The sequence below is a fragment of the Roseomonas sp. E05 genome, from assembly GCF_030063475.1.
GTDB lineage: Bacteria > Pseudomonadota > Alphaproteobacteria > Acetobacterales > Acetobacteraceae > Pseudoroseomonas.
Map to the genome: position 1 here is coordinate 122,795 of NZ_JASIRT010000008.1, position 26,605 is coordinate 149,399.

General features: G+C 70.1%; 25 protein-coding genes. 13 read left to right on the plus strand and 12 right to left on the minus strand.

Features of this window, described 5'->3' with window-relative positions:
* Positions 1–9 precede the first annotated feature (9 nt).
* From QMO56_RS10960 to QMO56_RS10970, 3 genes are all read right to left on the minus strand, one after another.
* Positions 10–1,023, minus strand: a complete 1,014-nt coding sequence (locus QMO56_RS10960) for an asparaginase (RefSeq protein ID WP_283525667.1) — start codon at positions 1,021–1,023, stop codon at positions 10–12.
* A gap of 475 nt (positions 1,024–1,498) precedes the next feature.
* Complete coding sequence (locus QMO56_RS10965; protein ID WP_283525669.1) at positions 1,499–2,176, minus strand: hypothetical protein; 678 nt, start codon at positions 2,174–2,176, stop codon at positions 1,499–1,501.
* Positions 2,173–3,579, minus strand: coding sequence for an MATE family efflux transporter (locus QMO56_RS10970; protein ID WP_283525671.1), 1,407 nt, complete (start codon positions 3,577–3,579; stop codon positions 2,173–2,175). Before QMO56_RS10970 ends, QMO56_RS10965 begins: the two co-directional genes overlap by 4 nt.
* A gap of 147 nt (positions 3,580–3,726) precedes the next feature.
* On the opposite strand from QMO56_RS10970, the gene QMO56_RS10975 reads away from it, so the two are divergent.
* From QMO56_RS10975 to QMO56_RS11005, 7 genes are all read left to right on the plus strand, one after another.
* On the plus strand, positions 3,727–4,938 hold the full coding sequence (locus tag QMO56_RS10975) for an MFS transporter (RefSeq protein WP_283525672.1): 1,212 nt from the start codon (positions 3,727–3,729) through the stop codon (positions 4,936–4,938).
* A 220-nt stretch (positions 4,939–5,158) separates the two neighbouring features.
* Complete coding sequence (locus QMO56_RS10980; protein ID WP_283525673.1) at positions 5,159–5,365, plus strand: cold-shock protein; 207 nt, start codon at positions 5,159–5,161, stop codon at positions 5,363–5,365.
* Positions 5,366–5,708: 343 nt separating this feature from the next.
* Positions 5,709–5,900, plus strand: a complete 192-nt coding sequence (locus QMO56_RS10985; RefSeq protein ID WP_283525675.1) for a hypothetical protein — start codon at positions 5,709–5,711, stop codon at positions 5,898–5,900.
* Positions 5,901–5,956: 56 nt separating this feature from the next.
* Positions 5,957–6,208 (plus strand): hypothetical protein, encoded by a 252-nt coding sequence (locus tag QMO56_RS10990; RefSeq protein WP_283525678.1) that lies wholly within the window; start codon positions 5,957–5,959, stop codon positions 6,206–6,208.
* 104 nt (positions 6,209–6,312) lie between these two features.
* Positions 6,313–8,094, plus strand: a complete 1,782-nt coding sequence (locus QMO56_RS10995) for an IlvD/Edd family dehydratase (protein ID WP_283525680.1) — start codon at positions 6,313–6,315, stop codon at positions 8,092–8,094.
* A 15-nt stretch (positions 8,095–8,109) separates the two neighbouring features.
* Entirely contained in the window at positions 8,110–8,859 is a 750-nt protein-coding gene (locus QMO56_RS11000) for an SDR family oxidoreductase (RefSeq protein WP_283525682.1), read from the plus strand.
* Between the two features lie 17 nt (positions 8,860–8,876).
* The gene (locus QMO56_RS11005; protein ID WP_283525684.1) at positions 8,877–9,719 is read left to right on the plus strand and encodes a fumarylacetoacetate hydrolase family protein; all 843 of its coding nucleotides are present in this window, start codon (positions 8,877–8,879) and stop codon (positions 9,717–9,719) included.
* A gap of 51 nt (positions 9,720–9,770) precedes the next feature.
* Here QMO56_RS11005 and ureG read toward each other — a convergent pair whose 3' ends face one another.
* From ureG to QMO56_RS11050, 9 genes are all read right to left on the minus strand, one after another.
* Positions 9,771–10,460, minus strand: coding sequence for an urease accessory protein UreG (gene ureG, locus QMO56_RS11010; protein WP_283525686.1), 690 nt, complete (start codon positions 10,458–10,460; stop codon positions 9,771–9,773).
* A complete protein-coding gene (locus QMO56_RS11015) occupies positions 10,457–11,155 on the minus strand; it encodes an urease accessory protein UreF (protein ID WP_283525687.1) in 699 nt (232 codons plus the stop codon). The genes ureG and QMO56_RS11015 overlap by 4 nt, the downstream gene beginning before the upstream one ends.
* Entirely contained in the window at positions 11,130–11,666 is a 537-nt protein-coding gene (locus QMO56_RS11020) for an urease accessory protein UreE (RefSeq protein WP_283525688.1), read from the minus strand. Before QMO56_RS11020 ends, QMO56_RS11015 begins: the two co-directional genes overlap by 26 nt.
* 20 nt (positions 11,667–11,686) lie before the next feature.
* Positions 11,687–13,399 (minus strand): urease subunit alpha, encoded by a 1,713-nt coding sequence (gene ureC, locus QMO56_RS11025; protein ID WP_283525689.1) that lies wholly within the window; start codon positions 13,397–13,399, stop codon positions 11,687–11,689.
* Position 13,400: 1 nt separating this feature from the next.
* Positions 13,401–13,706: an urease subunit beta gene (locus QMO56_RS11030; protein ID WP_283525691.1), complete on the minus strand. Its 306-nt coding sequence runs from the start codon at positions 13,704–13,706 to the stop codon at positions 13,401–13,403.
* A gap of 10 nt (positions 13,707–13,716) precedes the next feature.
* Positions 13,717–14,019, minus strand: a complete 303-nt coding sequence (locus QMO56_RS11035; protein ID WP_283525692.1) for an urease subunit gamma — start codon at positions 14,017–14,019, stop codon at positions 13,717–13,719.
* 48 nt (positions 14,020–14,067) lie between these two features.
* Positions 14,068–14,898, minus strand: coding sequence for an urease accessory protein UreD (locus QMO56_RS11040; protein ID WP_283525693.1), 831 nt, complete (start codon positions 14,896–14,898; stop codon positions 14,068–14,070).
* Positions 14,899–15,004: 106 nt separating this feature from the next.
* Entirely contained in the window at positions 15,005–15,937 is a 933-nt protein-coding gene (locus tag QMO56_RS11045) for a DNA-binding response regulator (protein ID WP_283525695.1), read from the minus strand.
* Positions 15,930–19,286, minus strand: a complete 3,357-nt coding sequence (locus tag QMO56_RS11050) for an ATP-binding protein (RefSeq protein ID WP_283525697.1) — start codon at positions 19,284–19,286, stop codon at positions 15,930–15,932. Before QMO56_RS11050 ends, QMO56_RS11045 begins: the two co-directional genes overlap by 8 nt.
* A 173-nt stretch (positions 19,287–19,459) precedes the next feature.
* On the opposite strand from QMO56_RS11050, the gene urtA reads away from it, so the two are divergent.
* From urtA to QMO56_RS11080, 6 genes are all read left to right on the plus strand, one after another.
* Positions 19,460–20,701, plus strand: coding sequence for an urea ABC transporter substrate-binding protein (gene urtA, locus QMO56_RS11055; RefSeq protein WP_349362351.1), 1,242 nt, complete (start codon positions 19,460–19,462; stop codon positions 20,699–20,701).
* Between the two features lie 37 nt (positions 20,702–20,738).
* Entirely contained in the window at positions 20,739–22,304 is a 1,566-nt protein-coding gene (gene urtB, locus QMO56_RS11060; protein ID WP_283525699.1) for an urea ABC transporter permease subunit UrtB, read from the plus strand.
* The gene (urtC, locus tag QMO56_RS11065) at positions 22,301–23,401 is read left to right on the plus strand and encodes an urea ABC transporter permease subunit UrtC (RefSeq protein ID WP_283525700.1); all 1,101 of its coding nucleotides are present in this window, start codon (positions 22,301–22,303) and stop codon (positions 23,399–23,401) included. Before urtB ends, urtC begins: the two co-directional genes overlap by 4 nt.
* A complete protein-coding gene (urtD, locus tag QMO56_RS11070; protein ID WP_283525702.1) occupies positions 23,398–24,135 on the plus strand; it encodes an urea ABC transporter ATP-binding protein UrtD in 738 nt (245 codons plus the stop codon). The genes urtC and urtD overlap by 4 nt, the downstream gene beginning before the upstream one ends.
* A gap of 3 nt (positions 24,136–24,138) precedes the next feature.
* The gene (gene urtE / locus QMO56_RS11075; protein ID WP_283525704.1) at positions 24,139–24,831 is read left to right on the plus strand and encodes an urea ABC transporter ATP-binding subunit UrtE; all 693 of its coding nucleotides are present in this window, start codon (positions 24,139–24,141) and stop codon (positions 24,829–24,831) included.
* A 186-nt stretch (positions 24,832–25,017) separates the two neighbouring features.
* Positions 25,018–26,568 carry a DHA2 family efflux MFS transporter permease subunit gene (locus tag QMO56_RS11080; protein WP_283525706.1) on the plus strand — a complete coding sequence of 517 codons (1,551 nt, stop codon included), beginning with the start codon at positions 25,018–25,020 and terminating at the stop codon, positions 26,566–26,568.
* The last annotated feature ends 37 nt before the right edge of the window (positions 26,569–26,605 follow it).

Genomic DNA, 26,605 nt, shown 5'->3' on the forward strand with positions numbered 1-26,605 from the left:
GATGATGTCTCAGTAAGTCGCGAAGATCCGCTCCACCTCGGCGGGGTCGTCCGTCACCGTCAGGGCCAGGGCGAGCAGGATGCGCGCCTTCTGCGGCGTCAGGTTGTCGGCGGCCAGGATGCCGCGCGCATGCATCTTCTGCGTCCGCACCACGCGCCCGCTGCCGACGCGGGTGGATTGCACCACCATGACGCCCTGTTCCACGGCATCGGCGAGCGCGTCCGCCTCGGCGGGCGTCGGGCTGCCGGGGGCGAAGCCGGCGCTGACGATGCCACGTGCGCCCGCCGCGACGAAGGCGCGGATCGCCGTGCCATCGGCATCCGCGTGAGAATAGGCGATGTCCACGCGCGGCAGGGCCGCGAGGTCGCGGATGTCGAACTCGGTGTCCGGCGCGACGCGACGCAGCGGGCGGCGGTAGAAGGCGACACAGTCGCCATCGGCCTGGCCGAGCACGCCGAAATCCGGGGTGCGGAAGGTCTGCAGGCGCCAGGTGGAGGTCTTGGAGACGTCGCGGGCGGCGTGGATCTCGTCGTTCAGCAACAGCAGCACGCCGAGGCCTCGCGCCTCCGGGCTGCCTGCCACGCGCACGGCGTTCACCAGGTTCATGCCCATGTCGCTGGAGAGCGCCGAGGCCGGGCGCTGTGCGCCGACCATCACCACCGGCACCGCGACCTTCAGGCTCAGCGAGAGAACGTAGGCCGTCTCCTCCATGGTCGAGGTGCCATGGCCGATGACGATGCCGGCGAGGTCCGGGATCTCCGCCACGGCGCGGTCGCATTCGCGCGCCAGCGCCTGCCAGTCGCGAAAGCCGATGCGGGAGGAAATGACGGTGCTATGGGGCCGCGGAAAGACCTCCGCCACCCGCGCCAGTTCCGGCACACGTGCCACGATGGTGGCGGCATCCATCACCTGGCCGAGGGCGCCGTAGTCCTGGATGTCCAGCCCGTCGCGGCCGAGGGAAGCCATGGTGCCGCCCGTGCCGATGAAGGCGATGCGGGGCCTTGTGGGAGCGGATTGGGGCATGCAGCGGGGTCCTGGAGAGAGCGGGAGCCCAAGCTGTAGGACCGAAGCCGGGGGGCGGCCAAGAGGGGGGCGCTCCCCGCGGGCTGCAGAACGGCCACCCGGACGGCACCATGCCCGCAGAGCCAGGCCTGCAGGACGCCGGGCCAAGGGCTCGGGGGCGGATGGGCACCTCCTTCAGGCGATGGAGTGCCGGGCCGCCATGGCGGCCCGGCAGGCTGTGGGGAGCGGCGTGCTCAGCGCGGGTTGCCGGCCATGGCGAAGGTGGCAGCGGGGCCGGCAGGTAAACCACCGCGCCTTCCTCGCCGCCGGTGGACGCCGGCAGGCCCATCGCCCTCCGGCGAGGGTGGCATCGGCATAGACGATGCGGGTGTTCTGGCCGCCGTCCAGGATGGTGGCGAAGCCGCCGCCGAGAAATATTACCAGTATAGCCGGGCGTGTAGCTGAGGCCGGGGGAGCGGCCCCTGTGGGGGGTGCTTCAGTGATGTAGCACCATCTCGGGTGCGGCCACATGGCCGGGGCGGGGGAGGGGCCAGGCGAGAACCGGGGCGGCGCTGGCCGGGGACAGGTTCGCCAGGGCGCTGAGCAGCTGCTCCCGCGCCCGCGCAGCGCCGCGACTCAGGCGCCCGGTGCCACCCTCCGGCGTCAGCTCCAGTTGATGACCTTTCAGCACCGCCTGGATCAGGCGGGCGAGCGTCCCGCCTTCGAGGGAGAGGCGCATCGCCTCGATATCGGTCCCCCGCGGGATAAGGCAGCGGATCACCAGGCCCTGGCGGACGAGCGGGGGAACGTCACCAGTCTCGTCGAGGGCGGATTCGAGCTCCACCGTCACCCCATGCAGCGCGCCGAGCTTGAGGTAGGCGGCCCCCTGCATCTTGTGGGCATCGGCCAGCTCGGGCGTGTTGTCCAGCATGGCCTGGTTGATGCCCCAGAGGGCGTCGGTGAAATCAGCAGCCGTCAGCGTCATTTTGGCCTCCGCTCCGCACTCACGTTTTCGTGAGCTCATCTTGTAGTAGAAGCCGGGCCAGAAATACACGGGAAAATTATGAAAGCAGGAAAATAAACTTATAGTTTGAATATCGAGCAGAAATATCAAACTCACGGTTGATAAATCGAAGTGCAGACGCACCTCGGCCGATCTCGGCGGCAGCTTCATCTCAGTCCGGCCGGAACATGCCGGACAGGGAGGCCGCTCTGGCCGGCCAGCGCCGCCCAGCGCAATGTCATCAACACCGCCACGCTGCCGAGTCCGCAGGCCAGGCCGATCCACACGCCGGCGGGTCCCCAGCCCGCCCCGAAGCCCAGGCCCAGCCCGATCGGCAGGCCCAGCCCCCAGTAGCCGAGGGCGGCGAGCAGCATCGGCACGCGCGTATCCTTCAGCCCACGCAGCGCGCCGGCCGCCACCGCCTGCACGCCGTCGGCCAGCTGGAAGAGGCCGGCGACGGTGAGCAGCGTGGCCGCCAGGCGGCGCGTCCCCGCCAGTTCAGGCGCCAGGAACAGGGCCGCGATGTGCTCCGGCACGGCCAGCAGCAGCGCCGCCGTCAGCGTCATGCAGCCCGCACTGAGTCCGATCGCCATCCAGCCCGCGCGGCGGGCGGCCTCGGCATCCACCGCGCCGGCCGCCAACCCGACCCGCGCGGTGGCCGCCTGGCCGATGCCCATCGGCACCATGAAGCAGGCCCCCGCGACCTGCAGCGCCACCGCGTGCGCCGCCACGGCGCTGGGGCCGAACCAGCCCATGGCCATGGCCGTGGCGCTGAAGATGCCGATCTCCAGCAGCATGCTCCCGGCGATCGGCAGGCCCAGCACGACGATCTCGCGCATCCGCTGCGCGTCGGTGCGCCAGAAGCGGCCGGCCAGGCGGAAGCGGGCCAGTTGCCGGTCGAGCCGGACCCAGAGCGCCAGCGCCAGGAACATGCCGAGATTGGCCAGGGCGCTGGCCAGGCCGGCACCAAAGGTGCCGAGCGAGGGCAGGCCGAAGCCGCCGGCGACCAGCGCGTAGTCCAGCAGCGCGTTCAGCGCGATGCCGCCGGCCGCGACCCAGAGGGCGGGCGCCGGCCGCTCCAGGGCGGCGAGGAAGCCGCGCAGCAGCAGGAAGCCGTAGAAAGGCAGCATCCCCCAGAGCAGGGTACGGTTGTACTGCTCCGCCGCCTCGGCGAGCGCCGGGTCCTGCCCCGCGGCGCGCAGGATCGGCGCGGTGTGCCAGAGGATCAGCCCGAGCAGGGCGAAGGTGGGCAGCATGGCCCAGCTCGCCTGCCGCAGGGTGCGGCGCATCTCGCGCATGTGGCGCGTCACCCGGCCGCGCTCCTGCGCCAGCATGGCGGAGGCGGCGAAGCCCAGGCCGAAGGGCAGCGCCATGGCGACGAAGTAGAGATTGCCGCCCAGCGTCGCGGCGGCCAGCGGCACCTCGCCGAGGCGGCCGAGGAAGAAGGTGTCGGTCAGCACCAGGGCGATCTGCGAGAGGTTCGTCAGCGCCAGCGGCCAGGCGAGCGCCAGGGTCGCGCGCAGTTCCTGCCCCCAGCCCTGGTGCGAGGAGGTCTTCTTCCGGTCCGTGTGCATGGCGAGAGGGCTTTAGCGTGGCGAGGCCCGCACGTCGCGCGACGTTCCTGTGTCCGGCGCAACGCAGCCCGCAGCCATGCGCTCTGGTGGCGGGACAGCGGCGGCGCAGAACCGCATGATGCGCCGCAACACCGACCGGAGTCCTGCATGAACGCACCCGCCAAGATTGCACCGGATGCCACGGCCGAGTCCGCCCTGCCGCCCTGGCTGACGCTGCTGCTGGCGGGCGCCTGTGGGCTGATCGTCGCCAACATCTATTATGCGCAGCCGTTGATCGGCCCGATCAGCGCCGAGCTGGGCCTCTCTCCGGCGGCGGCGGGGCTGATCGTGACGATGACGCAGATCGGCTATGGCGCCGGGCTGTTGCTGATCGTGCCGCTGGGCGATCTGATCGAGAACCGGCGACTGGTCCTGGCGGTGATGGGGCTGGCGGTGCTGGGCGTGGTGGTGGCGGCCCTGGCGGGCGCGGCGTCCGTGTTCCTGCTGGCCTCGCTCGTCATCGGCTTCGGCTCCGTCGCGGTGCAGATCCTGGTGCCCTATGCCGCGCATCTGGCGCCGGAACACGCGCGCGGGCGGGTCGTCGGCAATGTGATGAGCGGGTTGATGCTCGGCATCATGCTGGCCCGGCCGGTGGCCAGCTTCGTCACCGCGTTGTGGTCCTGGCAGGCGATGTTCTGGCTCTCGGCGGCGGCCATGCTCGCGCTCGGCCTGGTGCTGCGGCTGGCCCTGCCGGCGCGCCATCCGAATCCGGCGATGGGCTATGGTGCGCTGCTCGGTTCGATGGGGCGGTTGGCGCGGGGCAATGCGGTGCTGCGGCGGCGGGCGCTCTACCAGGCCGGGCTGTTCGGCGCCTTCAGCCTATTCTGGACCGCCACGCCGCTGCTGCTGACCGGGCCGCAATTCGGCCTCTCGCAGCGCGGCGTCGCGCTCTTCGCCCTGGCCGGCGTGGCGGGTGCGATTTCGGCGCCGATCGCCGGGCGCGTGGCGGATCGCGGCTGGACCCGCCCCGCCACCGGCCTGGCCATGCTGGCGGTGGCCTTCTCCTTCCTGATGACGCGCCTCGCCGAGCCCGGCTCCACCCTCGCGCTCGGACTGCTGGTGGCGGCGGCGGTGCTGCTCGACTTCGGCGTCTCCGCCAATGTGGTGCTGGGCCAGCGGGCGATCTTCTCGCTCGGCGCCGAACTCCGCAGCCGCCTGAACGGGCTCTACATGGCCACCTTCTTCATCGGCGGCGCGCTCGGCTCGGCGCTCGGCGGCTGGAGCTATGCCAGCGGCGGCTGGCCCCTGACGGCCTGGGTCGGCCTTGCCCTGCCGGTGCTGGCGCTGCTCTACTACCTGACGGAGCGGCGCGGCGGGTAAGGCACTCGCCGGATCTTGCACGCTTCGCGGAATCGGAAGGTTGCGGTGGCGAGAGGGCACCCCTACATTGGCTCTGTCGACTGTTTTGGTTCGGCCAGCCTGTCCAGCTCGCCCACCCCGTGCTCGCACGGGTTCGTTGCGTGCCTGGTGCCCGTTCCCATTCGAGGTTGATCCGCCGTGCATGTCGCGCGGCGGCAACGCATTCTGACGGAGCACCGCGATGCCGATCGGTACCGTGAAGTGGTTCAACCCGACCAAGGGTTTTGGTTTCATTCAGCCGGAGGACGGCTCGAAGGACGTGTTCGTGCACATTTCCGATGTGCAGCGGTCCGGCCTGCAGGGCCTGAACGAAGGCGAGCGCGTGGAGTTCGAGCTGCAGCGCGGCCGCGAAGGCAAGCTGTCGGCCGGCAACCTGAAGCAGCTCTGATCCTCCGGGATCGAGCCGTGGCGCGGGTGGCCTGAGCCGCCCCGCCGCCGTTCCGACCGGAAGAGTCGGAAGTCGGCCGGGGGAAGCTCCTTCCCCCGGATCATCGCGCCTGTCCCCCGCAGGGGTGGAGGGGCGAGGGCGCAGGGCAGCGGAGAAGGTTTCTTCGTCCGCCTGACGCCATCTGGGCCGCTTCCCGGTTGGCCCATTCGATTTTTTTCGCCGCTGCCGAGCGATCCGGCCGGTGCCGGGAGCAAGGTGGCCGTCTGGCGCTCCGCCAGTCGATGCCTCCCACCCGGCCGAGGCCGCGCCCGCAGCGGAACAGACCAGATGGAGGTGGGGCCGGATGGCACGCACGCCCAACTACGGCCAGCAGCGGGCGGAACGGAACCGCGCCAAGCAGGCCAAGTCGGAAGAGAAGGCGCGCCAGCGCGAGGAAGCCCGCGCGCGCCGCAAGGCCGCCATCGAGGCCGGCGAGGACCCGGATCTCGGCGAGCCTGTCACGCTGCCTCCCGAGGACGAAACCCCCACAGCTTAGCTACGGCCTGCCGCCCGCCGGGCGGAGGCCGCCCGGCGGGCGGTAGGAATATTCCCATGGCTGCGCGCCACACCGGCACCTATGTGCTGTTCGATGTTCTCTATAAGGACGGCTCGCGCCGTTCCAACCGCAAGGTGCCGGGCGAGCTGCTCGGTGGCCTGGACGGCGACGAGCCCGCCCGCACCCTGATTGAGGCGCAGGATGAGGAGATCGCCAAGGCCTCCGGGCGCCCCCGCCCGGTGATTGCGCAGTTGCAGCGCACGCCATTGGCGAAGCCGGCGAAGGTGCCCTTCAAGGGCAAGAAGTAGAACCGGCGGAGAGGCAGGGCTTCGCGCTTCCGCCTCCCCCCGTTGACAGCGCCCCGCTTCGCGGCGGACCCTCCGCCTCCTGAGGGAGAAGCGGGACGCACGCGATGGACCAGACCAAGAAGAGCTTCAAGCTGCGCAGCCAGCGCTGGTTTGACGACCCGGAAGATCCGGGCATGACGGCGCTCTACATCGAGCGCTTCCTGAATTTCGGCCTCACCCGGGGCGAGCTGCAATCCGGCAAGCCGATCATCGGCATCGCCCAGACGGGCAGCGACATCGCCCCCTGCAACCGCCACCATCTGGCGCTGGCGGAGCGGGTGAAGGCGGGCATCCGCGACGCCGGCGGCATCCCCCTCGAATTCCCGATCCATCCGATCCAGGAGACCGGCAAGCGGCCCACGGCGGCGCTCGACCGCAACCTGGCCTATCTGTCGCTGGTCGAGATCCTGCACGGCTATCCGCTGGATGGCGTGGTGCTGACGACCGGCTGCGACAAGACCACGCCCGCCTGCCTCATGGGCGCCGCCACGGTGAACATTCCGGCCATCGTGCTCTCCGGCGGGCCGATGCTGGACGGGCACTGGAAGGGACGGCTCTCCGGTTCCGGCACCATCGTCTGGGAGGCGCGCAAGCTGCTTGCCGCCGGCGAGATCAACTATGACGGCTTCATGCAGATGGTGGCCAGCAGCGCGACCTCGGTCGGCCACTGCAACACCATGGGCACGGCGCTGTCGATGAACTCGCTGGCCGAGGCGCTCGGCATGTCGCTGCCGGGCTGCGCCTCCATCCCGGCCGCCTACCGCGAGCGCGGGCAGATGGCGCACGCCACAGGCATGCGCATCGTCGATATGGTGCGCGAGAATCTGCGGCCCAGCGACATCATGACGCGCGAGGCCTTCGAGAACACCATCATGCTGGCCAGCGCCATCGGCGCCAGCTCGAACTGTCCGCCGCACCTGGTCGCCATCGCCCGCCACATGGGCGTGGAGCTGACCACCGAGGACTGGCAGACCGTCGGCGCCGACATTCCCCTGCTTGTCGATTGCCAGCCGGCTGGCCGCTTTCTCGGAGAAATGTTCTACCGCGGCGGCGGCGTGCAGTCGGTGATGAAGGAGCTGGCGGATGCCGGCAAGCTGCACACCGGCGTCCGCACCGTCACCGGCAAGACCCTTGCCGAGGATCTGGAGAAGGCGCCGCTGCCGGACCGCGAGGTGATCCGCCCCTACACCCAACCGCTGAAGGAGCAGGCGGGCTTCGTCGTGCTGTCGGGCAACCTCTTCGATAGCGCGGTGATGAAGGTCAGCGTCATCGACAAGGCGTTCCGCGAGCGCTTCCTGTCGGACCCGGAGGATGTGTTCGAAGGCAAGGTCATCGTCTTCGAGGGGCCGGAGGACTACCACGACCGCATCGAGGACCCGGATCTCGGTGTGGACGAGCACACGGTGCTGGTGATCCGCAACTGCGGACCGGTCGGCTATCCCGGCAGCGCCGAGGTGGTGAACATGCAGCCGCCCGGCGCCATGATCAAAGCCGGGCTCGACAGCCTGCCCACCATGGGTGACGGTCGGCAGAGCGGCACTTCTGCCAGTCCCTCCATCCTGAACGTCTCGCCGGAGGCTGCCGTCGGGGGCGGGCTAGCCCTGCTGAGGTCGGGCGACCCGATCCGCATCAATCTCAAGACCCGCAAGGTGGACGTGCTGATCCCCGAGGAGGAGCTGGCCGCCCGCCGCGCCGCCTGGACGCCACCCAAGCTGCTGCACAAGACGCCCTGGGAGGAGATCTACCGCTCCATGGTGGGCCAGCTCGGCACGGGCGGCTGCCTGGAGCCGGCGACGCTCTACCTGAACATCCTCGAGACGCGCGGCGAGAGCCGCCACAACCACTAGGGAAGGCACAGGGGCATGGCAGGACGGTTGGCCGGCAAGACGTGCTTCGTGACCGCGGCAGGGCAGGGGATCGGGCGTGCCACCGCGCTTGCCTACGCCGCCGAGGGCGCGCAGGTGGTGGCGACCGACCGTGATGCCGCGAAGCTCGCGGGCCTGGAGGCGCAGGGCATCATCCCCCAGGCGCTGGACGTGCTGGACGATGCTGCGGTGAAAGCGGCCATCACCGCGCACGGCCCCTTCGACGTGCTGTTCAACTGCGCCGGCTTCGTGCACCAGAACGACGCGCTGAGCTGCACGGATGAGGAATGGGACTTCGCCTTCGCGCTCAATGTGCGGGCCATGTGGCGCACCATCCGCGCCGCCTTGCCGGGCATGCTGGCGCAGGGGGGCGGGGCGATCGTCAACATGTCCTCCGCCGCCTCCAGCGTGAAGGGCGTCGCCAACCGCTTCGTCTACGGCACCAGCAAGGCCGCCGTGGTGGGCATGACCAAGAGCATCGCCGCCGACTACGTGGCCAAGGGTATCCGCTGCAACTGCGTCTGCCCGGGCACGGTGGACACGCCCTCCCTCGGCGAGCGCATCGCCGCCAATGCGACAGCGGCCGGCGGTCTCGAAGCGGCGCGGGCCGGCTTTGTCTCCCGGCAGGCCATGGGGCGGCTCGCCACGGCGGAGGAGATCGCCGCGCTGGTGGTCTACCTCTCCGCGCCGGAATCGGCTTTCGTGACCGCACAGGCCATCGTCATCGACGGCGGCTGGACCAACTGACAAGGAAACGCTGAACCATGAAGCTTCTGCGCTTTGGCGCGCCGGGCCAGGAGAAGCCGGGCCTGCTGGATGCCGACGGTACCATCCGTGACCTCTCCGGCGTGGTGCCCGACCTGGCCGGCGACGTGCTCTCGCCGGAGGGTCTCGCCAAGCTCGCGGCGCTGGACACTTCCAAACTGCCGGCGGTGAGCGGCTCGCCGCGGCTCGGCCCGCCGGTGGCGCGGATGACCAACTTCGTCTGCATCGGCCTGAACTACGCCGACCACGCCGCCGAAACCGGCGCCGCCATCCCGAAGGAGCCGATCATCTTCCTGAAGTCGCTCGGCGCCCTCAGCGGCCCGAACGATGACGTGGAGATCCCCGCCGGCAGCACCAAGACCGACTGGGAGGTGGAACTCGCCATCATCATCGGCCGCCGCGCCAAGCGTGTCTCCGAAGATGAGGCGTTGGACTACGTGGCCGGCTACGCCCTCTGCAACGACGTCTCCGAGCGCGAATACCAGATCGAGCGCGGCGGCACCTGGGACAAGGGCAAGGGCTGCGACACCTTCGGCCCGCTCGGCCCCTGGCTGGTGACCAAGGACGAGGTGCCGGACCCGCAGAACCTCGCCATGTTCTGCGAGGTGGACGGGGAACGCTACCAGGACGGCTCGACCCGCACGATGATCTTCGGCGTGACGAAGCTCGTCTCCTACGTCTCGCAGTTCATCACGCTGCACCCGGGCGACGTGATCTCCACCGGTACGCCGCCGGGCGTCGGCATGGGGCAGAAGCCGCCGAAGTTCCTGAAGGCGGGGCAGACCATCCGCCTCGGCATCGAGGGGCTGGGCGAGCAGATGCAGAAGACCGTCGGCGGCTAAAAAGAAACAGGTCGGGGGAAGGAATTCCCCCGAACCCCCATCTTCTTTCTGTCAGTTGGCGCTGCGCGGCGCGATGCCGCCGGAGCGCAGGACGAAATCGGCGATCTCCGCCACGCCCTGGTTGGCCTTCAGGTTGGTGAAGATGAAGGGGCGCTGGCCGCGCATCTTCTTCGCATCCCGGTCCATCACGCCCAGGTCGGCGCCGACCAGCGGCGCGAGGTCGGTCTTGTTGATCACCAGCAGGTCGGAGCGCGTGATGCCAGGACCGCCCTTGCGCGGGATCTTGTCGCCCGCCGAGACGTCGATCACGTAGATCGTCAGATCGGCCAACTCCGGGCTGAAGGTGGCGGCCAGATTGTCGCCGCCGCTTTCGATGAACAGCATCTCCAGCCCCGGGAAGCGCGCCGTCATCTCCTGCACGGCGGCAAGGTTGATCGAGGCATCCTCGCGGATGGCGGTGTGCGGGCAACCGCCGGTCTCGACGCCGGTGATTCGCTCCGGCGCCAGCGCGCCGCTGCGCGTCAGGAACTCGGCATCCTCCTTGGTGTAGATGTCGTTGGTGATGACGGCAATGTTGTAGGCGTCGCGCAGGTGCTTGCAGAGCCGGTCGGTCAGCGCCGTCTTGCCGGAACCGACCGGGCCACCGATGCCGACGCGGAAGGGGCCGTTGTCCGCCCGATCGCCGGAGCGCGCCTCACGTGCGGAGGCCTGAAGCGGTCGGGCCAGATTGTCACTGCTCATGAGCGGAAGAGCCTCGTGTATTGCGTCTCGTGGCGCATGGAGAAGAGGTCGAGGGCAGGCGCGGCGGTGCCGAGCGTGTCGAGATCAGCTGTGAGCCCGGCTTCGGTGGCGGCTTCCAGCACGGGGAACAGGGCGGCGGTGGCGATCTGTCCGTCCGTCTGGCCGAGCGGCACCAGCCGCACCCCGGCCGAGACGAGGTTGGCCGCAAAGGCGGAGAGGAAGCCGAACAGCGCCGGGCGCAGCGGCACGCCATGCCATGCCGCCGCCGCGCCGAAGGCCACGGGATGCGCGACATTCCCGCTGTGGCGCTGCGTGAAGGCGGCCAACCGCGCATCGGGCCAGGCGGCGTTGGTCACCTTCAGGAAGGCGCTGCCCTGCGCCATGGCCTCCAGCGCCGTCTCCCCCGTGCCGCGCCAGGCGGCGGCGAGTTCAGCCACGGTGTCCAGCGCGGCCTCGTCCTCCGCCGCAGCGGTGCGGAAGGCGGCCGTCAGGAGGGCGGCATCGATGCGTCCAGCCCCCGCCTCCAGCACTGCGCTGACGTAGGCAATGAGCGTGGTCCGGTTCCGTACCGCGCCGTCCTCCACCGCCATCTCCAGCCCGTGGCTGTAGGTATAGGCGCCGACCGGATAGGCCGGGGAAAGCCAGGTCAGCAGGCGCTGGAGCGCGGCCTCAGTGGTGATGGTGGCCGTGGTCATGGCCGCAGCCGCAATCCTCCCGTGCATGGTCGTGCCCGTGATGATGGCCTTCGTGGCGGTTGTGCTCGCCATAAGCGCCGCCCTCCGGGTTGAAGGGCGCCTCCACCTTGGCCAGCGTGGCGCCGAGGCCTTCCAGCATCCGCGCGATGACGTGGTCGTCGCGGATCAGGATGCGCTCGGCATCGAGTTCCGCGGGCAGGTGGCGGTTGCCGAGATGCCAGGCCAGCCGCATCAGGTGCTGCGGGTCGCGCCCGCGCACCTCTACCAGCGGCTCCGGCGCCGCCTGCACCAGGACGACCCCGCCGCCTTCCAGCAGCAGCCCGTCGCCGTCGTGCAGCACGCGGGCCTCAGGCAGGTCCAGCAGGAAGGCCGTGCCTTTCTGCCCGATGTAGCGCTTGCGGCGGCGGTGGCGGTCGTCGAAGTCCACCACCACCACGTCGCGCGCGGCGCGCGCCTGCCACGCACCGGCAGGAAGCACCTGGGTGGCGCGGGGGAGGGTTTCGTCAGTCATTGCTCGCTCTCCGGCGGCGTTCAGAACAGGAAGTACCGCTGCGCCATCGGCAGCACTGTCGCCGGTTCGCAGATCAGCAACTCGCCATCGGCACGGACCTCGTAGGTCTCGGGGTCCACCTCGATCTTCGGCAGGGCGTCGTTCAGCACCATGTCGCGCTTGCCGATCTTGCGCGTGCCGCTCACCGGCAGGAGCTGGCGCGCGAGGCCGAGCCGCCCGGCGAGGTCGCCGCTCTCCAGCGAGGCCGCCGAGACGAAGGTGACGGAACTGGCCTGCATCGCCCGGCCAAAGCCGGCGAACATCGGGCGGTAATGCACGGGCTGCGGCGTCGGGATGGAGGCGTTGGGGTCACCCATCGGCGCCATGGCGATGCTGCCGCATTTCAGCACGTAATCCGGCTTCACGCCGAACAAAGCGGGCGTCCAGAGCACCAGGTCGGCCAGCTTGCCGACCTCCACGCTGCCGACATGCGCGCTGATGCCCTGCGCGATGGCCGGGTTGATCGTGTACTTGGCGATGTAGCGGCGGATGCGAAGGTTGTCGTTCTCGCCCTGCTCGCCGGGCAGGCGCCCGCGCTGCACCTTCATCTTGTGGGCGGTCTGCCAGGTGCGGATGATCACCTCGCCGACGCGGCCCATCGCCTGGCTGTCGGAGGACATCATGGAGATAGCGCCGAGGTCGTGCAGGATGTCCTCGGCGGCGATGGTCTCCTTGCGGATGCGGGATTCCGCGAAGGCCACGTCCTCGGCGATGCGGGGGTCGAGGTGGTGGCAGACCATCAGCATGTCGAGATGCTCGTCCACGGTGTTCACCGTGTAGGGCATGGTCGGGTTGGTGGAACTGGGCAGGAAGTTCGCCTCGCCGACGACGCGCAGGATGTCCGGCGCGTGGCCGCCGCCGGCCCCTTCGGTATGGAAGGCCTGGATGGCGCGGCCCTTGATGGCGCGGATCGTGTCCTCGACGAAGCCGCTCTCGTTCAGCGTGTCCGTGTGGATGGCGACCTGGATGTCGTAATCATCGGCGACCGAGAGGCAGGTGTCGATCGCCTTGGGCGTGGTGCCCCAGTCCTCGTGCAGCTTGAGGCCGCAGGCGCCGCCGCGGATCTGCTCCTCCAGCGCCGCCGGCAGGGCGGCATTGCCCTTGCCGAGGAAGCCGAGGTTCATCGGGAAGCTCTCCGCCGCCTGCAACATTCTTCCGAGATGCCAGGGGCCGGGCGTGGCGGTGGTGGCCAGCGTGCCATGCGCCGGCCCGGTGCCGCCGCCGAACATGGTGGTGATGCCGGAGGCCAGCGCCTCCTCGATCTGCTGCGGGCAGATGAAGTGGATATGCGGGTCGATGCCGCCCGCCGTCAGGATGCGTCCCTCGCCGGCGATGATTTCCGTGCCCGGGCCGATGACGATGTCCACGCCCGGCTGGGTGTCGGGGTTGCCGGCCTTGCCGATCGCGGCGATGCGACCCTCCTTCAGCCCCACATCGGCCTTGAGGATGCCGGTATGGTCGATGATGAGGGCGTTGGTGATGACGGTGTCCATCGCCCCTTCGGCGCGGGTGCGCTGGGACTGGCCCATGCCGTCGCGGATCACCTTGCCGCCGCCGAACTTCACCTCCTCGCCATAGGTGGTGAGGTCGCGCTCGACCTCCGCGAAGAGCTCGGTATCGGCCAGGCGGATGCGGTCGCCCGTGGTGGGGCCGTACATGCCGGCATAGGCGGTGCGGGAGAGGCGGGCGGGCATGTCAGAGGCTCCCCTCGGTCTCGCCGCGGAAGCCGTGCACGACGCGCGCGCCGGCGAAGGGCACCAGCCTTACCTTGCGGCTCTGGCCGGGCTCGAAGCGGACGGCCGTACCGGCAGGAATGTCCAGCCGCTTGCCGCGCGCCGCGCCGCGGTCGAAGGCGAGCGCCGGGTTGGTTTCCTGGAAGTGGTAGTGGCTGCCGACCTGGATCGGCCGGTCGCCGGTATTGGCGACCTCGATCTCGGTGACGTCACGACCGGCATTCAGCTCGATCTCGCCGGCGGCGGGAATGATCTCACCCGGAATCATGGCGCGCTCCTCAGCGGATCGGGTTGTGCACGGTGACGAGCTTGGTACCGTCCGGGAAGGTGGCCTCCACCTGGATCTCATGGATCATCTCGGGGATGCCTTCCATCACCTGCTCGCGGGTCAGGACGGTGGCGCCGTCGCGCATCAGTTCGGCCACGCTGCGGCCGTCGCGCGCGCCTTCCACCACATGGTCGGTGATCAGCGCGATCGCCTCCGGGTGGTTCAGCTTCACGCCACGGGCCAGGCGCCGGCGCGCCACCTCGGCGGCCATGGCGACCAGGAGCTTGTCCTTCTCGCGGGGGGTCAGGTGCATCGGGCCATCCTGCGGAGCGTGTTGCGGATCATTGTGCGGCGGGGGCGCTCAGCTCGTCCACAGCCGCGGCAGGCGGGCCGGCAGGCCGAGGGCACTGGCGCGCAGCGCAGGAACGGCCGCCGAGACGGCCTCGCGCACGTCACGCGCCTCACCGAGGAAGCGGGCGACCAGCAGGCCGGGGCGGGCGAGGGTGGCGGCATGCCCGGCCTCGCGCAGCCGCTCGCGCGCCGCGGAGGCCTCGGCCTCGCTGCCGGCCAGGAGCAACACCGCCGAGGCTTCGGCCCCGGCAAAGCCGAAAGGCGCTTCCAGGCTTGTGGAGGGCGCCTCCGCGAGGCGGGTGGCATCCGCCCAGTGCATCCGCTCCTCGCGCCAGATCCGCCAGGAGTCGAACAGCGCACCCTGCCGCAGCCGCTCGCCACGCGCCACGCGGCCGAAGACCACCATCTCCGCCGCCAGCAGCCTGGCACCAGGGGCGAGATGCACCTGCATCCGCCTGTCCAGCCGTGCGCCATCGAACAGGATGGTCTCCTGCGGCAGCCACTCCAGCATGGCGCCGCTGGCGAGGGTCAGCGATGTGGTGAGCCGGGTGGCGGCGTCCAGGCTGCGATAGACCTTCTCCGCCGCCGGCGTGGTCAGGCTGGCGCCGGCGCCAGCCTCGATTCGCACCACCGTTTCCAGGGAATCGCCGCCGGCCAGCCCGCCACCGACATTCACCAGGGCCGCGAGCGGCAGATCGTCCGGCTCCGGCCTCGGGAAGAGCACGCGCAGCGGAGCGGCGTGGAACAGGTGCCGCAAGGTGGTGCCGCGTGGGCTGCGCACGAAGGTGAGCTCCGCCCGGCCATGGGCGCGCTGGTGGGAGGGGAGAGGGGAAGCAGGCATGAGCGGGGAATTCATGCAAGGGACAGGCCAGAGGGGGCGCCGGCCCCTCTGGACACTCCCACCGGGGGAACCGTGTTCCCTTGGACCCCGCCATCAGCAGGTCGCATCAGCCGCCCCCCAGAACACGCACCGCCAGGGCCGCCGCCGAGGCACGGTTCTCCACGCCGAGCTTGCTGAAAATTCCCTCCAGGTGCTTGTTCACCGTGCGCGGGCTCATCACCAGGATCTCGGCGATGTCGCGGTTGGATTTGCCGCGGCCGAGCCAGAGCAGCACCTCCGCCTCGCGCGCCGTCAGGCCGAGCCGGTCGCGCAGCACCGCCTCCTCCCGCCCGGGATCGGAGGCGGTGATGCGCAGCAGCAGCTCCTCCGCCTCGATCTGCCCGACATGCTGGAACTCCACGCGCCGCCCATCCGCCAGCGTGACGGGAGCGAGGCGCGGCGCCTCCCCCGCCGGCAGCGGCGCCCAGTTCGGGATGCGCAGGCCGGTCAGCCCGGCATCCGCCTCCTCGGCGCCGGGCGGCGTGGCGGCGCGCAGCAGCGCGGCGGCCTGCGGCGTCGCCCAGAGCACGCCGCCCTCCCGGTCCACCGCCAGCAGGTAGCGCCCCGCCACGTCCAGCGCCGCATGCGCGCTGCGCGTCAGGCGGGCATTGGCCAGATGCGCGCTGATCCGGGCCAGAACCTCGTCCGGCACCACCGGCTTGATGACATAGTCCACGCCGCCGGCATCGAAGCCGCGCACCACGTCCTCGCTCTCCGTCAAGCCGGTCATGAAGATGACGGGCACCGGGACCAGCGCGGCATTGCGCTTCATCCGCCGGCAGGCCTCGAACCCATCCATCCCCGGCATCACCGCGTCCATCAGCACGATGTCCGGGATGATGCGCTCGATCACCGCCATGGCGGCGGCGGCGGACTGCGCCACCAGCACCATGTAGCCGGCGCCCTCCAGCGTGTCGTTCAGCAGGCCGAGCGTGCCGGGCGCGTCATCCACCACCAGCACGATATCGCGGCGCTCGGTGGCGCGGGGATGCTCAGGCATCGGCGCCCGACTCCGGGGGGGCCGGTTCGGCCTCCGGCAGGGCTGCCATGAAGGCGTCGAGCCGGTAGTCGGCGATGAAGCCGCGCAGCTCGGCAATGGCGGCGCGGGCCTCCGGCGCCTCGGCTTCCAGCGCGTCCAGCTGCTCGCGAATGCCGCCGACATAGCCGATCGCGGCGAGCTGGCGCAGATTGGCGGCCTGCTCCGGGGTCAGCTGCACCGTGGCCGCCGAGGGTGCGGCGGGCGGGGCCTCGGCGAAGGTCCAGGTGACGCCGAGCAGCTCGCCGATTTTCTCCAGCAGCGCGGCCAGCGAGAGCGGCTTGGGCAAGACGTCGTTGTGGTGCTGGCCTTCGCCGGGCGGCCCGAGTTCCAGCGCATTGGCGGAGACCATGAGGATGGGGGCCGTCTGCCCGGCATCCTCGCGCAGGCGCCGCGCCAGCTCCCACCCCGTCATGCCGGGCATGGCGATGTCGAGCAGGAAGAGGTCCGGCGCCCCCTCGGCCGCGAGCGCCAGGCATTCTGGGCCCTCCGACGCCAGCCGCACCTCGAAACCGAGCGGCTCCAGCAGGTCCGCCACCAGGGCGCGATGCGCGGCATCGTCGTCCGCCACCAGCACGCGGAGCGGGCGAGCCGCCGTCGCCCGGCCGGTGATGCTCCGCTCCACCTCGACAGGGCCGCCCGTCCGGCCGGAGAGCAGCAGCCGCACGCGGAAGCGGCTGCCCTCGCCGAGCCGGCTGCTGACCGAGACCTCGCCGCCCATCACCTCCACCAGCGTCTTGCAGATGGTCAGGCCGAGGCCGACGCCGGGCGTCGAGGGCGCGTGCGAGTTGGCGCCGCGCTGGAAGGGCTCGAAGATGCGGGCGAGGTCCGCTTCCGCGATGCCGATGCCGGTGTCGATGACCTCGAAATCCGCCACCTCCGAGCGGAAGCGCAGCCGCAGCGTCACGCCGCCCGTGCGGGTGAACTTGATGGCGTTGGAGAGCAGGTTGATCAGGATCTGCCGCAGCCGCCGCTCATCGGTATAGACCAGCTCCGGCATCCGCACCGGCGCGTCGAAGGTGAAGGCGATGCTCTTCGCCTCCGCCTGCAGGCGCAGCATCTGCACGATCTGCTCGAGGAACTCCGGCAGGCGCACGGCGTCGCGATACAGCTCGATGCGCCCGGCCTCGATCTTGGAGATGTCGAGCAGCCCCTCGATCAGCGCCGCCAGGTGCTCGCCGGAGCGGCGGATGGTGCGCACGCCGTCGCGCCGGCGCTCCGGAATGGCCGGATCGCGCTCCAGCAGCTGCGCATAGCCGAGGATGGCGTTGAGCGGCGAGCGCAGTTCGTGGCTGATGCCGATGACGTAGCGGCTCTTGGCGAGATTGGCGGCCTCGGCGGCCTCCTTGGCCTTCTGGAGCGCGGCGTCGGTGCGCTGGTGGGCGCGGATTTCGCTCAGCAGCAGGCTGGTTTGCCGGCGCGTCTCCTCCTGCGCCACCTTGCGGCTCTCATGCGCCAGGACCAGGGCCCAGGCAACGATGCCGCCGATGACCGCCAGCACGAAGAAGGCCTTCCAGAAGGCGGCGTTGAGGTCCGGGCTGGCCGGCGCCTGGGCGCGGATACCGAGGAAGACCAGGCTGATGGTGGCCACGAACAGCAGGAAGACCACCAGGAAGGAGCCGACCGGCGTGCCCAGCGCGCGCAGCACCGGGGCGGGCAGGGCGGCGCGCAGCGGCGTCATGATCTGGGCGGAGAGGCGCGCATGCGGCTTGCAGCCATCGCCGCAGCGGGCGTCGAGCGAGCAGCAGAGCGAGCAGATCGGGCCGGTATAGACGGGGCAATAGGCCATGTCGCGCGGCTCGAAGCGGTGCTCGCAGATGACGCATTGCAGGTTCGGCCTGGCAGCCCAGGCGGCACGCGGCTTGCGCGCGAGGTAGTAGCGGCCCTCCGTCGCCCAGGCGATCACCGGCGCCGCGACGAAGGCCACACCGAAGGCGATGAAAGTGGCCATGGCCTGCGCCAGCGGGCCGAGGAAGCCGTAATAGGCCAGGAAGGAGGCGGCGACGGAGAGCGCCATGCTGCCGACGCCCACCGGGTTGACGTCGTAGAGATGCGCCCGCTTGAACTCGATGCCATCCGGGCTGAGGCCGAGCGGCTTGTTGACGGCGAGGTCGGCCACCAGCGCGCCCATCCAGGCGGCGGCGACGTTGGAATAGACGAACAGCACCTGCTCGATGGTGTTGTAGACGCCGAGCTCCATCAGCAGCAGCGCGACGGCGATGTTGAACACCAGCCAGACCACCCGGCCGGGATGGCTGTGTGTCAGCCGCGAGAAGAAGTTCGACCAGGCGAGCGAGCCGGCATAGGCGTTGGTGACGTTGATCTTGATCTGCGACAGCGCGACGAAGACCGCCGTCACCACCAGCGCCAGGGTGGGCGAGGCGAGCAGGGTGCCGAAGGCGAGGCGGTACATCTCGGCCGGCTGCACCGCCTGCGCGACGGAAAGCCCGGCGCGCAGCGCGGCATAGGCGAGGAAGGAACCGGCCAGCAGCTTCAGCACGTCGAAGGCGATCCAGCCCGGCCCGCCGGCCAGCAGCGCGCCCCACCAGACCCAGCCGCGCTGCGTGGCCCGCGGAGGGAGGAAGCGGATGTAGTCCACCTGCTCGCCGGTCTGGGTGATCAGCGCGAAGAGGATGGAGGCGGCGGCGCCGAAGGCCAGCAGGTTGAAGCCACCTGTGCCCTGGCTCCCGCCATACTCCGTCCATTCCGACAGCCAGTCCGGGTGCGCCACCATCACCGCCAGCAGGGGCAGCAGGTTCAGCACCAGCCAGACGGGCTGCGTCCAGGTCTGCACCCGGCTGATGAAGGTGATGCCATGGGTGACCAGCGGCACCACCACAACGGCGCAGAGGATATAGCCGAGCCAGAGCGGCACGCCGAAGAAGCTGTCCAGCATGGCGGCCAGGATCACCGCCTCGATGCCGAAGAAGATGAAGGTGAAGCTGGCGTAGATCAGCGAGGTGATGGTCGAGCCGATATAGCCGAAGCCGGCGCCGCGGGTGAGCAGGTCGATATCCACGCCTGCCCGCGCCGCGTTCAGGCAGATCGGCAGGGAAGCCGCGAAGATCAGCAGGCTGACGAAGAGGATGGCCGCCACGCTGTTGGTGAAGCCATGCGCCACGGTGAGCGCGCCGCCGATCGCCTCCAGCGCCAGGAAGGAGATCGAACCGAGGGCGGTGTTGGCCACCCGGAAGGCCGACCACTTGCGGGCGCTCTCGGCGGTGAAACGGAGGGCATAATCCTCCATCGTCTCGTCGGCGACCCAGCGGTTGTAGTCGCGCCGGATGCGCAGGATGCGCTGGCGTGTCGCCATGCGGGGCGTGGTCCTCGCTCTGCCGCTCGGGAGGGGAGGGGCAAGAGTGGGGCCGCGCCGGCGCGAGCGTCAAGCACGGGGCGGCTACGTCATTTGACGTATTCGCTTCCGCAAGGACCGCCCCAAGACTGCCGGGCATGCGAGGCGGCCCTTGCCGCGCCAGGAGACGAGCCATGACCCTCAGGACCCCATTCTCGCGCCGTGCCCTGATGGCCGGCGCCGCCGGCGCGCTGGCCCTGCCCGCCATCCGCCCCTCCTTCGCCCAGGGAGCGCCCATCAAGGTCGGCGTGCTGCACTCCCTCTCCGGCACCATGGCGATCAGCGAGACGGCGCTGCGCGACACCGTGCTGATGATGGTGGACTGGATCAACGGCAAGGGCGGCCTGCTCGGCCGCAAGGTGGAGGCGGTGGTGGTGGACCCGGCCTCCAACTGGCCGCTCTTCGCCGAGAAGGCGCGCGAGCTGCTGCAGGTCCACAAGGTGGACGTCACCTTCGGCTGCTGGACCTCGGTCTCCCGCAAGTCGGTGCTGCCGGTCTTCGAGGAGCTGAACGGCCTGCTCTTCTATCCCGTGCAGTACGAGGGCGAGGAGCAGTCCCGCAACGTCTTCTACACCGGCGCCGCGCCCAACCAGCAGGCCATCCCGGCGGTGGACTACCTGATGAGCGCCGATGGCGGCGAGGCGAAGCGCATCGCCCTGCTCGGCACCGACTACGTCTATCCCCGCACCACCAACCGCATCCTGCGCGCCTACCTCAACAGCAAGGGCGTGGCGGATGCGGACATCATGGAGGAGTACACGCCCTTCGGCCATTCCGACTGGCAGGGCATCGTCTCCCGCGTGAAGCGCTTCGCCGGCGAGGGCAAGCGGACGGCGATCGTTTCCACCATCAACGGCGATGCCAACGTGCCCTTCTACCGTGAGTTGGGCAACCAGGGCATCAAGGCCGAGGACATCCCCTGCGTCGCCTTCTCGGTGGGCGAGGAGGAGCTGGCGGGCATCGACACCAAGCCGCTGGTCGGCCACCTGGCGGCCTGGAACTACTTCATGTCGGTGGACACGCCGCAGAACGCCGAGTTCAAGAAGATGTGGCGCGCCTACATCAAGAACGACAAGCGCGTCACCAACGACCCGATGGAGGCGACCTATACCGGCTTCCGCATGTGGACGCAGGCCGTGGCCCAGGCCGGCACCACCGCGGTCGATAAGGTGCGCGAGGCGATGTATGGCCAGAAGGTGGATGCCCCCTGCGGCTATACCGAGCAGATGTGGCAGAACCACCACCTCTCGAAGCCGGTGATGATCGGCGAGATCCAGGAGGACGGGCAGTTCAACATCGTCTGGAAGACGCCGGACGCCATCAAGGCCGAGAACTGGTCCCCGTACATCCCCGAAAACGCCAACCGCAAGAAGTGAGGAGGGAGGCCGCGGTGCGCCGCGGCCGAATGCCGTCATGCGACGCATCCTGCTCCTGTTGATCCTGTTGCTGCTTTCCGCCACGCCGACGGCGCGGGCGCAGGATGCCTTCACCGCTGCGCTCGCCGGGCTTTCCGGCGGCTACGGCGCCCAGGCCGAGGCGGTGGAACGCCTCGGCGCGCTGGGCGACCCGCGCGCCCTGCCGATCCTGCAGGCCCTGGCCGAGGGGCACCTCCAGAAGCGCGCCGATGGCGCCTTTCTGGTCGAGCAGGGCGGCACGGTGCGCGAGGCGGTCTCCGGCGCGGCCGCCACGGCAGGCGAGACCATCCGCATCAACAACCGTGTGCGTGCGGCCCTACGCGGCGCCCTCGGGCGGCTGCAACTGGTCGCGCCCGAGGCGGCGCAGCGCCTGACCGCGGCCGATGCGCTGTTCCGCAGCCGCGACGCCGCCAACATTCCACCGCTGGAGCAGGCGCTGGCCCGCGAGACCGCGCCGGGGGTGCGCGACCGGCTGGCCCTGGCGCTGGCCGCCACCCGCCTCGGCGCGCCGGACGCGGCGGCGAAGCGCCAGGGCATCGAGCTCCTGGCCGAGAGCGGCTCGGCCGAGGCCCGTGCGGCGCTGCTGGAGGCCCGCGCCGCCAACCCCGACCTGGCCGGCGAGATCGACGCGGCGGTGGCCGCCATCGACCGCCAGCTGGAGCTGCGCCGGATCGCTGAGACGGTCTTCCAGGGGCTTTCCCTGGGCTCGATCCTGCTGCTGGCCGCGCTCGGCCTCGCCGTCACCTTCGGCGTCATGGGCGTGATCAACATGGCGCATGGCGAGATGGTCATGCTGGGCGCCTACACCACGGTTGTGGTGCAGGAGGCGCTGCGTGGCATTCCCTGGCTGCTGCCCTGGTCGCTGCCGCTGTCCGTCCCCGCCGCCTTCCTGGTGACGGCGGCGGTGGGCGTGGCGCTGGAGCGTGGATTGATCCGCCATCTCTACGGCCGCCCGCTGGAAACGCTGCTGATGACCTTCGGCGTCGGCATGATCCTGCAGCAGACGGTTCGGCTGATCTTCGGCGCGCAGAACCAGGAGGTGACGAGCCCAACCTGGATGCAGGGCACGCTGACCCTGCCGGGCGGCGTCATCGTCACGCAGAACCGGCTCTGGATCATCCTTTTCGGCCTCCTGGTGCTCGCGCTGACAATCGCTGCCATCCGCTTCACCCGCTTCGGGCTGGAAATGCGCGCCGTGGTGCAGAACCGGCGCATCGCCTCCACCATGGGCATCCGCACCGGGCGGGTGGACGCCATGACCTTTGCGTTTGGTTCGGGCATCGCCGGCATGGCGGGGGTGGCGCTGAGCCAGATCGACAACGTCTCGCCCAACCTCGGCACCGGCTACATCATCGACAGCTTCATGGTGGTGGTGTTCGGCGGCGTCGGCTCGCTGGCTGGCACCATGATCGGCGCCTTCACCCTCGGCCTCGTCAACAAGCTGCTGGAGCCCTGGGCGGGCGCGGTGCTGGCGAAGATCGCCGTGCTGGTCGGCATCATGCTGTTCATCCAGCGGCGGCCGAAGGGGCTGTTCGCGCTGAAGGGAAGGGCCGCCGAGCCATGAGCGCCACCGTCACCGGCGCACCCCGCCTGCGCCCCAGCCGCGCCCTCATCCTGCGCGGCCTGCTGCTCGCCGGCCTGGCGCTGCTGGCCCTGCTGCCGGTGCTCAACCGCCTTCCGGCGGACTCCGCGCTCTATGTCTCGGATTTCGTCGTCTCTGTCTCCGGCAAGTGGATCTGCTACGCCGTCCTGGCGCTGGCGATCGATTTGGCCTGGGGCTATGCCGGCATCCTCTCGCTCGGCCATGGCGCCTTCTTCGCGCTGGGCGGCTATGCCATGGGCATGCACCTGATGCGGCTGATCGGGCCGCGCGGCGTCTACGGCAACCCCATCCTGCCGGACTTCATGGTCTTTCTCGGCTGGAAGGAACTGCCCTGGTACTGGTGGGGCTTTTCGAGTTTTCCCTTCGCGCTCCTCATGGCGCTGGTCGTGCCGGGACTGCTGGCGGGCGTGGTCGGCTACCTGGCCTTCCGCAGCCGTATCACCGGGGTTTATTTCAGCATCATCACCCAGGCCATGACCTACGCCCTGATGCTGGCCTTCTTCCGCAACGACATGGGCTTCGGCGGCAACAACGGCTTCACCGACTTCAAGGAGCTGCTCGGCCTGCCGCTGAACACCGCCGAGGCGCGGGCGGCATTGTTCTATGCCGCGCTGGCGGTGCTGGCGGGCGCGCTCTGGCTCTGCCGCCACATCACCCGCTCGAAGCTCGGCCGTGTGCTGGTGGCGGTGCGGGACGCCGAGAGCCGCGTGCGCTTCCTGGGCTACGACACCACGCATGTGAAGCTCGCCGTCTTCGTGCTCTCTGCCATGCTGGCGGGGCTGGCGGGTGCCCTCTACGTGCCGCTGACCGGGATCATCAACCCCGGCGAGTTCAGCCCGGGCAACTCCATCGAGGCGGTGATCTGGGTGGCGGTCGGCGGGCGCGGCACGCTGGCCGGCGCGCTGCTCGGCGCCTTCACGGTGAACGCGGTGAAGACCTGGCTGACCTCCTTCGCGCCGGACCTCTGGCTCTTCGTGCTTGGCGGCCTGTTCATCGCGGTGACGCTGTTCCTGCCGCGCGGGCTGGTCGGGCTGCTGCACAAGGGAGAGGGGCGATGAAGGCCGGCACGCTCTACCTCGATGGCGTCTCTGTCGTATTCGACGGCTTTCGGGCGTTGAACAGCCTTTCGCTGATCATCGAGCCCGGCGAGCTGCGCGCCATCATCGGCCCGAACGGCGCCGGCAAGACGACGATGATGGATATCATCACCGGCAAGACCCGCCCCACCGAGGGCACTGTCAGCTTCGGCGATCACGACCTGACGAAGCTGGACGAGCCGGCCATCGCCAATCTCGGCATCGGCCGGAAGTTCCAGAAGCCGACGGTCTTCGACGCGCTGACGGTCTTCGAGAACCTGGAGCTGGCGCTGAAGGCGCCGCGCGATCCCTGGTCCTGCCTGCGCTGGGTACTGGGCCCGGAGGCCCGCCGCCGCATCGAGGCGGTGCTGGCCGAGATCGGCCTTTCCGAACGCGCGCAGGACCGTGCCGCCATCCTCTCGCACGGCCAGCGGCAATGGCTGGAGATCGGCATGCTGCTGATGCAGGACCCGCGGCTTCTCCTGGTGGACGAGCCGGTCGCCGGCATGACCGACCAGGAGACCGAGCACACCGCCGCCCTGCTGCGCCGCATCGCCGGGCAGCGCTCCGTCGTGGTGGTGGAGCATGATCTGGAGTTCGTCCGTGCCCTCGGCCAGAAGGTGACGGTGCTGTGCGAGGGCAGCGTGCTCTCCGAAGGGTCCATCGACCACGTGCAGAACGATCCGCGCGTGATCGAAGTCTATCTGGGGCGCTGAGCCATGCTGCGTGTCGAAGGCATCGACCTGTTCTACGGCGCCAGCCGGGCGTTGCGCGGCGTCTCGCTGGAGGCCGATCCAGGGCGCGTGACCTGCGTGCTGGGGCGCAATGGCGTCGGCAAGTCGTCATTGATGCGGGCGATCGTCGGGCTTGAGCGCATCCGCGGCGGCCGCATCCTCTGGGAGGGGAGGGATATCGCCGGCCTCCCGCCGTCCGGCCGCGCCCGCGCCGGCATCGGCTACGTGCCGCAGGGCCGCGAGATCTTTCCCTTCCTGACGGTGCGCGAGAACCTCGAGACGGCGCTGGCCGCCGCCCCGCGCGGTTCGAAGGTGCCGGACGACATCTTCGAGCTGTTCCCGATCCTGAAGCAGTTCCTGCGGCGGCGGGGGGGCGACCTCTCGGGCGGGCAGCAGCAGCAGCTCGCCATCGCCCGCGCGCTGACCGCACGGCCCCGCCTGCTGATCCTGGACGAGCCGACCGAGGGCATCCAGCCCAACGTCATCAAGGACATCGCGCGGGTGATCGCGCTGCTGGCACGCAGCCGCAACATGGCGGTGGTGCTGGTGGAGCAGTATTACGAGTTCGCGCGGGAACTGGGCGACCAGCTCGCCATCATGGTGCGCGGGGAGGTGGCGCTCGCGGGGCCTTCCGGCTCCCTGGACGAGGAGGCGGTGCGGCAATTGCTGACCGTGTAAGCGCCGCCGCTGCCGGGTGTTTGCTCCCCCAAGCGGCCTCCAGCCCGCATTGCCGCGCCTTGTTCCGGGCGCCGTGCGCGCTGCGGGGCTGAACTCTGCAGATTTCACGGCTCAGGCTCCTTCCGGCGGCGCGGATCTGCGTTACAGCCTCCGGGCTGGGTTCTTGAAACGGGGGAATAACGCCAGATGCTGCAGCGCCGGAGCGAGGCCGAGACGATCGAACCGGCCGATGAGGCCGCTCCCCCTGAAAAACTTCCCAAGGCCCAGCTCCGCATCGTCATGGGAGGTGCGCTGCTGACCATGGCGCTGGCCGCGCTCGATCAGAACATTGTCAATACGGCGCTGCCCCGCATGGTGGGCGACCTCGGGGGCATGGCGCACATCTCCTGGGTGGTGACGGCCTTCATGCTCACCTCGACGGTCACCTCGCCGCTCTATGGCAAGCTGTCGGACCTGTTCGGCCGCCGCCGGCTGTTCTTCGTCGCCGTCCTGACCTTCCTGGCCGGCTCCCTGCTCTGCGGCATGGCGCAGTCGATGGGGCAGATCATCGGCTTCCGGGCGCTGCAGGGGCTGGGCGCCGGCGGGCTGCTGGTGCTGGCGCAGGCGGCGATCGGCGATGCGGTCTCGCCGCGCGAGCGGCCGCGCTACCAGGGCCTGTTCACCGGCACCTTCGCGCTCTGCAGCGTCGCCGGTCCGCTGCTCGGCGGCGTCATCACCTCGGCGCTGTCGTGGCGCTGGGTCTTCTACGTCAACCTGCCCATCGGCATCCTGGCGCTGGTGCTGATCGCCGCGGGGCTTCGCACCCCGGTGGAGAGCCGGAGCCGGCGGATCGACTATCCCGGCACGCTGCTGCTGGCGGCCGGGACCACCACTCTGCTGCTGATGATGGCCTGGGGCGGCACCGAGTTCCCCTGGCTTTCCATTGAGAGCCTCGGGATGGTGCTGGCGATTCTGGTGCTGCTCGGCCTCTTCGTGCTGCAGGAGACGCGCGCGCCGGAGCCGCTGATCCGCCTGCGGCTGTTCCGCAACAAGGTCTTCGCCCGCGGCGTGGTGGTCGGCGGCATGATGACCTTCGCCATGCTGGGCTCGACCGTCTTCCTGCCGCTCTACTTCCAGCTCGTGCTCGGCATGAGCCCGGCGCGGGCGGGGGCGATGCTGCTGCCGCAGGTGGTGGGAATGGTGCTGTCCTCGGTGCTGGGCGGGCGGATCGTCTCCAGACTCGGGCGGAACAAGGCCTTCCTGCTGGCCGGGCTGGGGCTGGAGGCGGTGGCGCTGGCCGGCCTGGCGGTGCTGGCCTGGTGGGCGGCGGCGCCGGCCGTGTTCCTGGTGCCGATGGGCCTGCTCGGGCTCGGCATGGGGATGGGCATGCCGAACCTGACGACGGCGGTGCAGAACGCCGTCGGCCATTCCGAGCTTGGCGCGGCCACGGGCGCCATGACCTTCCTGCGCTCCCTGGGCGGCTCGGTGGGGGTGGCTGCCTCCGGCGCCATCATGTCGGGCAGCCTGGCGGAAACCGCCACGGTGCTCGGCGGGCGCCTGGACATGGAGGCGATCACCCGCCAGGGCGCCGAGGCGCTGGCCGCGCTCACCCCGGCGCAGCACATGCTGTTCAGCGACGCATACCGGACGGCGCTGACGGGCTGCTTCACCATGAGCGGAGTGGTGATGAGCCTTGCCTTCCTGCTCGTGCTCGGCCTGCCCGAGCAGGTGCTGCAAGGCCGCGCGCCCGGCCGCTGAAACAGCCCTGACCGGCCGCCGCGGCATGCCACGGCAG

Excerpts from the sequence above, each read along its gene's own strand:
- ureG (WP_283525686.1), bottom strand. The coding sequence starts at position 10,460 with ATGAGCAGTGACAATCTGGCCCGACCGCTTCAGGCCTCCGCACGTGAG.
- QMO56_RS11015 (WP_283525687.1), bottom strand. The coding sequence starts at position 11,155 with ATGACCACGGCCACCATCACCACTGAGGCCGCGCTCCAGCGCCTGCTG.
- QMO56_RS11040 (WP_283525693.1), bottom strand. The coding sequence starts at position 14,898 with ATGCCTGCTTCCCCTCTCCCCTCCCACCAGCGCGCCCATGGCCGGGCG.
- ureC (WP_283525689.1), bottom strand. The coding sequence starts at position 13,399 with ATGCCCGCCCGCCTCTCCCGCACCGCCTATGCCGGCATGTACGGCCCC.
- QMO56_RS11035 (WP_283525692.1), bottom strand. The coding sequence starts at position 14,019 with ATGCACCTGACCCCCCGCGAGAAGGACAAGCTCCTGGTCGCCATGGCC.
- QMO56_RS11005 (WP_283525684.1), top strand. The coding sequence starts at position 8,877 with ATGAAGCTTCTGCGCTTTGGCGCGCCGGGCCAGGAGAAGCCGGGCCTG.
- QMO56_RS10985 (WP_283525675.1), top strand. The coding sequence starts at position 5,709 with ATGGCACGCACGCCCAACTACGGCCAGCAGCGGGCGGAACGGAACCGC.
- QMO56_RS10990 (WP_283525678.1), top strand. The coding sequence starts at position 5,957 with ATGGCTGCGCGCCACACCGGCACCTATGTGCTGTTCGATGTTCTCTAT.
- QMO56_RS10970 (WP_283525671.1), bottom strand. The coding sequence starts at position 3,579 with ATGCACACGGACCGGAAGAAGACCTCCTCGCACCAGGGCTGGGGGCAG.
- QMO56_RS10995 (WP_283525680.1), top strand. The coding sequence starts at position 6,313 with ATGGACCAGACCAAGAAGAGCTTCAAGCTGCGCAGCCAGCGCTGGTTT.
- QMO56_RS11080 (WP_283525706.1), top strand. The coding sequence starts at position 25,018 with ATGCTGCAGCGCCGGAGCGAGGCCGAGACGATCGAACCGGCCGATGAG.
- QMO56_RS11000 (WP_283525682.1), top strand. The coding sequence starts at position 8,110 with ATGGCAGGACGGTTGGCCGGCAAGACGTGCTTCGTGACCGCGGCAGGG.
- QMO56_RS10975 (WP_283525672.1), top strand. The coding sequence starts at position 3,727 with ATGAACGCACCCGCCAAGATTGCACCGGATGCCACGGCCGAGTCCGCC.
- QMO56_RS11045 (WP_283525695.1), bottom strand. The coding sequence starts at position 15,937 with ATGCCTGAGCATCCCCGCGCCACCGAGCGCCGCGATATCGTGCTGGTG.
- QMO56_RS10965 (WP_283525669.1), bottom strand. The coding sequence starts at position 2,176 with ATGAAGCTGCCGCCGAGATCGGCCGAGGTGCGTCTGCACTTCGATTTA.
- QMO56_RS10980 (WP_283525673.1), top strand. The coding sequence starts at position 5,159 with ATGCCGATCGGTACCGTGAAGTGGTTCAACCCGACCAAGGGTTTTGGT.
- urtA (WP_349362351.1), top strand. The coding sequence starts at position 19,460 with ATGACCCTCAGGACCCCATTCTCGCGCCGTGCCCTGATGGCCGGCGCC.
- QMO56_RS11050 (WP_283525697.1), bottom strand. The coding sequence starts at position 19,286 with ATGGCGACACGCCAGCGCATCCTGCGCATCCGGCGCGACTACAACCGC.
- QMO56_RS11020 (WP_283525688.1), bottom strand. The coding sequence starts at position 11,666 with ATGACTGACGAAACCCTCCCCCGCGCCACCCAGGTGCTTCCTGCCGGT.
- urtD (WP_283525702.1), top strand. The coding sequence starts at position 23,398 with ATGAAGGCCGGCACGCTCTACCTCGATGGCGTCTCTGTCGTATTCGAC.
- urtB (WP_283525699.1), top strand. The coding sequence starts at position 20,739 with ATGCGACGCATCCTGCTCCTGTTGATCCTGTTGCTGCTTTCCGCCACG.
- urtE (WP_283525704.1), top strand. The coding sequence starts at position 24,139 with ATGCTGCGTGTCGAAGGCATCGACCTGTTCTACGGCGCCAGCCGGGCG.
- QMO56_RS11030 (WP_283525691.1), bottom strand. The coding sequence starts at position 13,706 with ATGATTCCGGGTGAGATCATTCCCGCCGCCGGCGAGATCGAGCTGAAT.
- QMO56_RS10960 (WP_283525667.1), bottom strand. The coding sequence starts at position 1,023 with ATGCCCCAATCCGCTCCCACAAGGCCCCGCATCGCCTTCATCGGCACG.
- urtC (WP_283525700.1), top strand. The coding sequence starts at position 22,301 with ATGAGCGCCACCGTCACCGGCGCACCCCGCCTGCGCCCCAGCCGCGCC.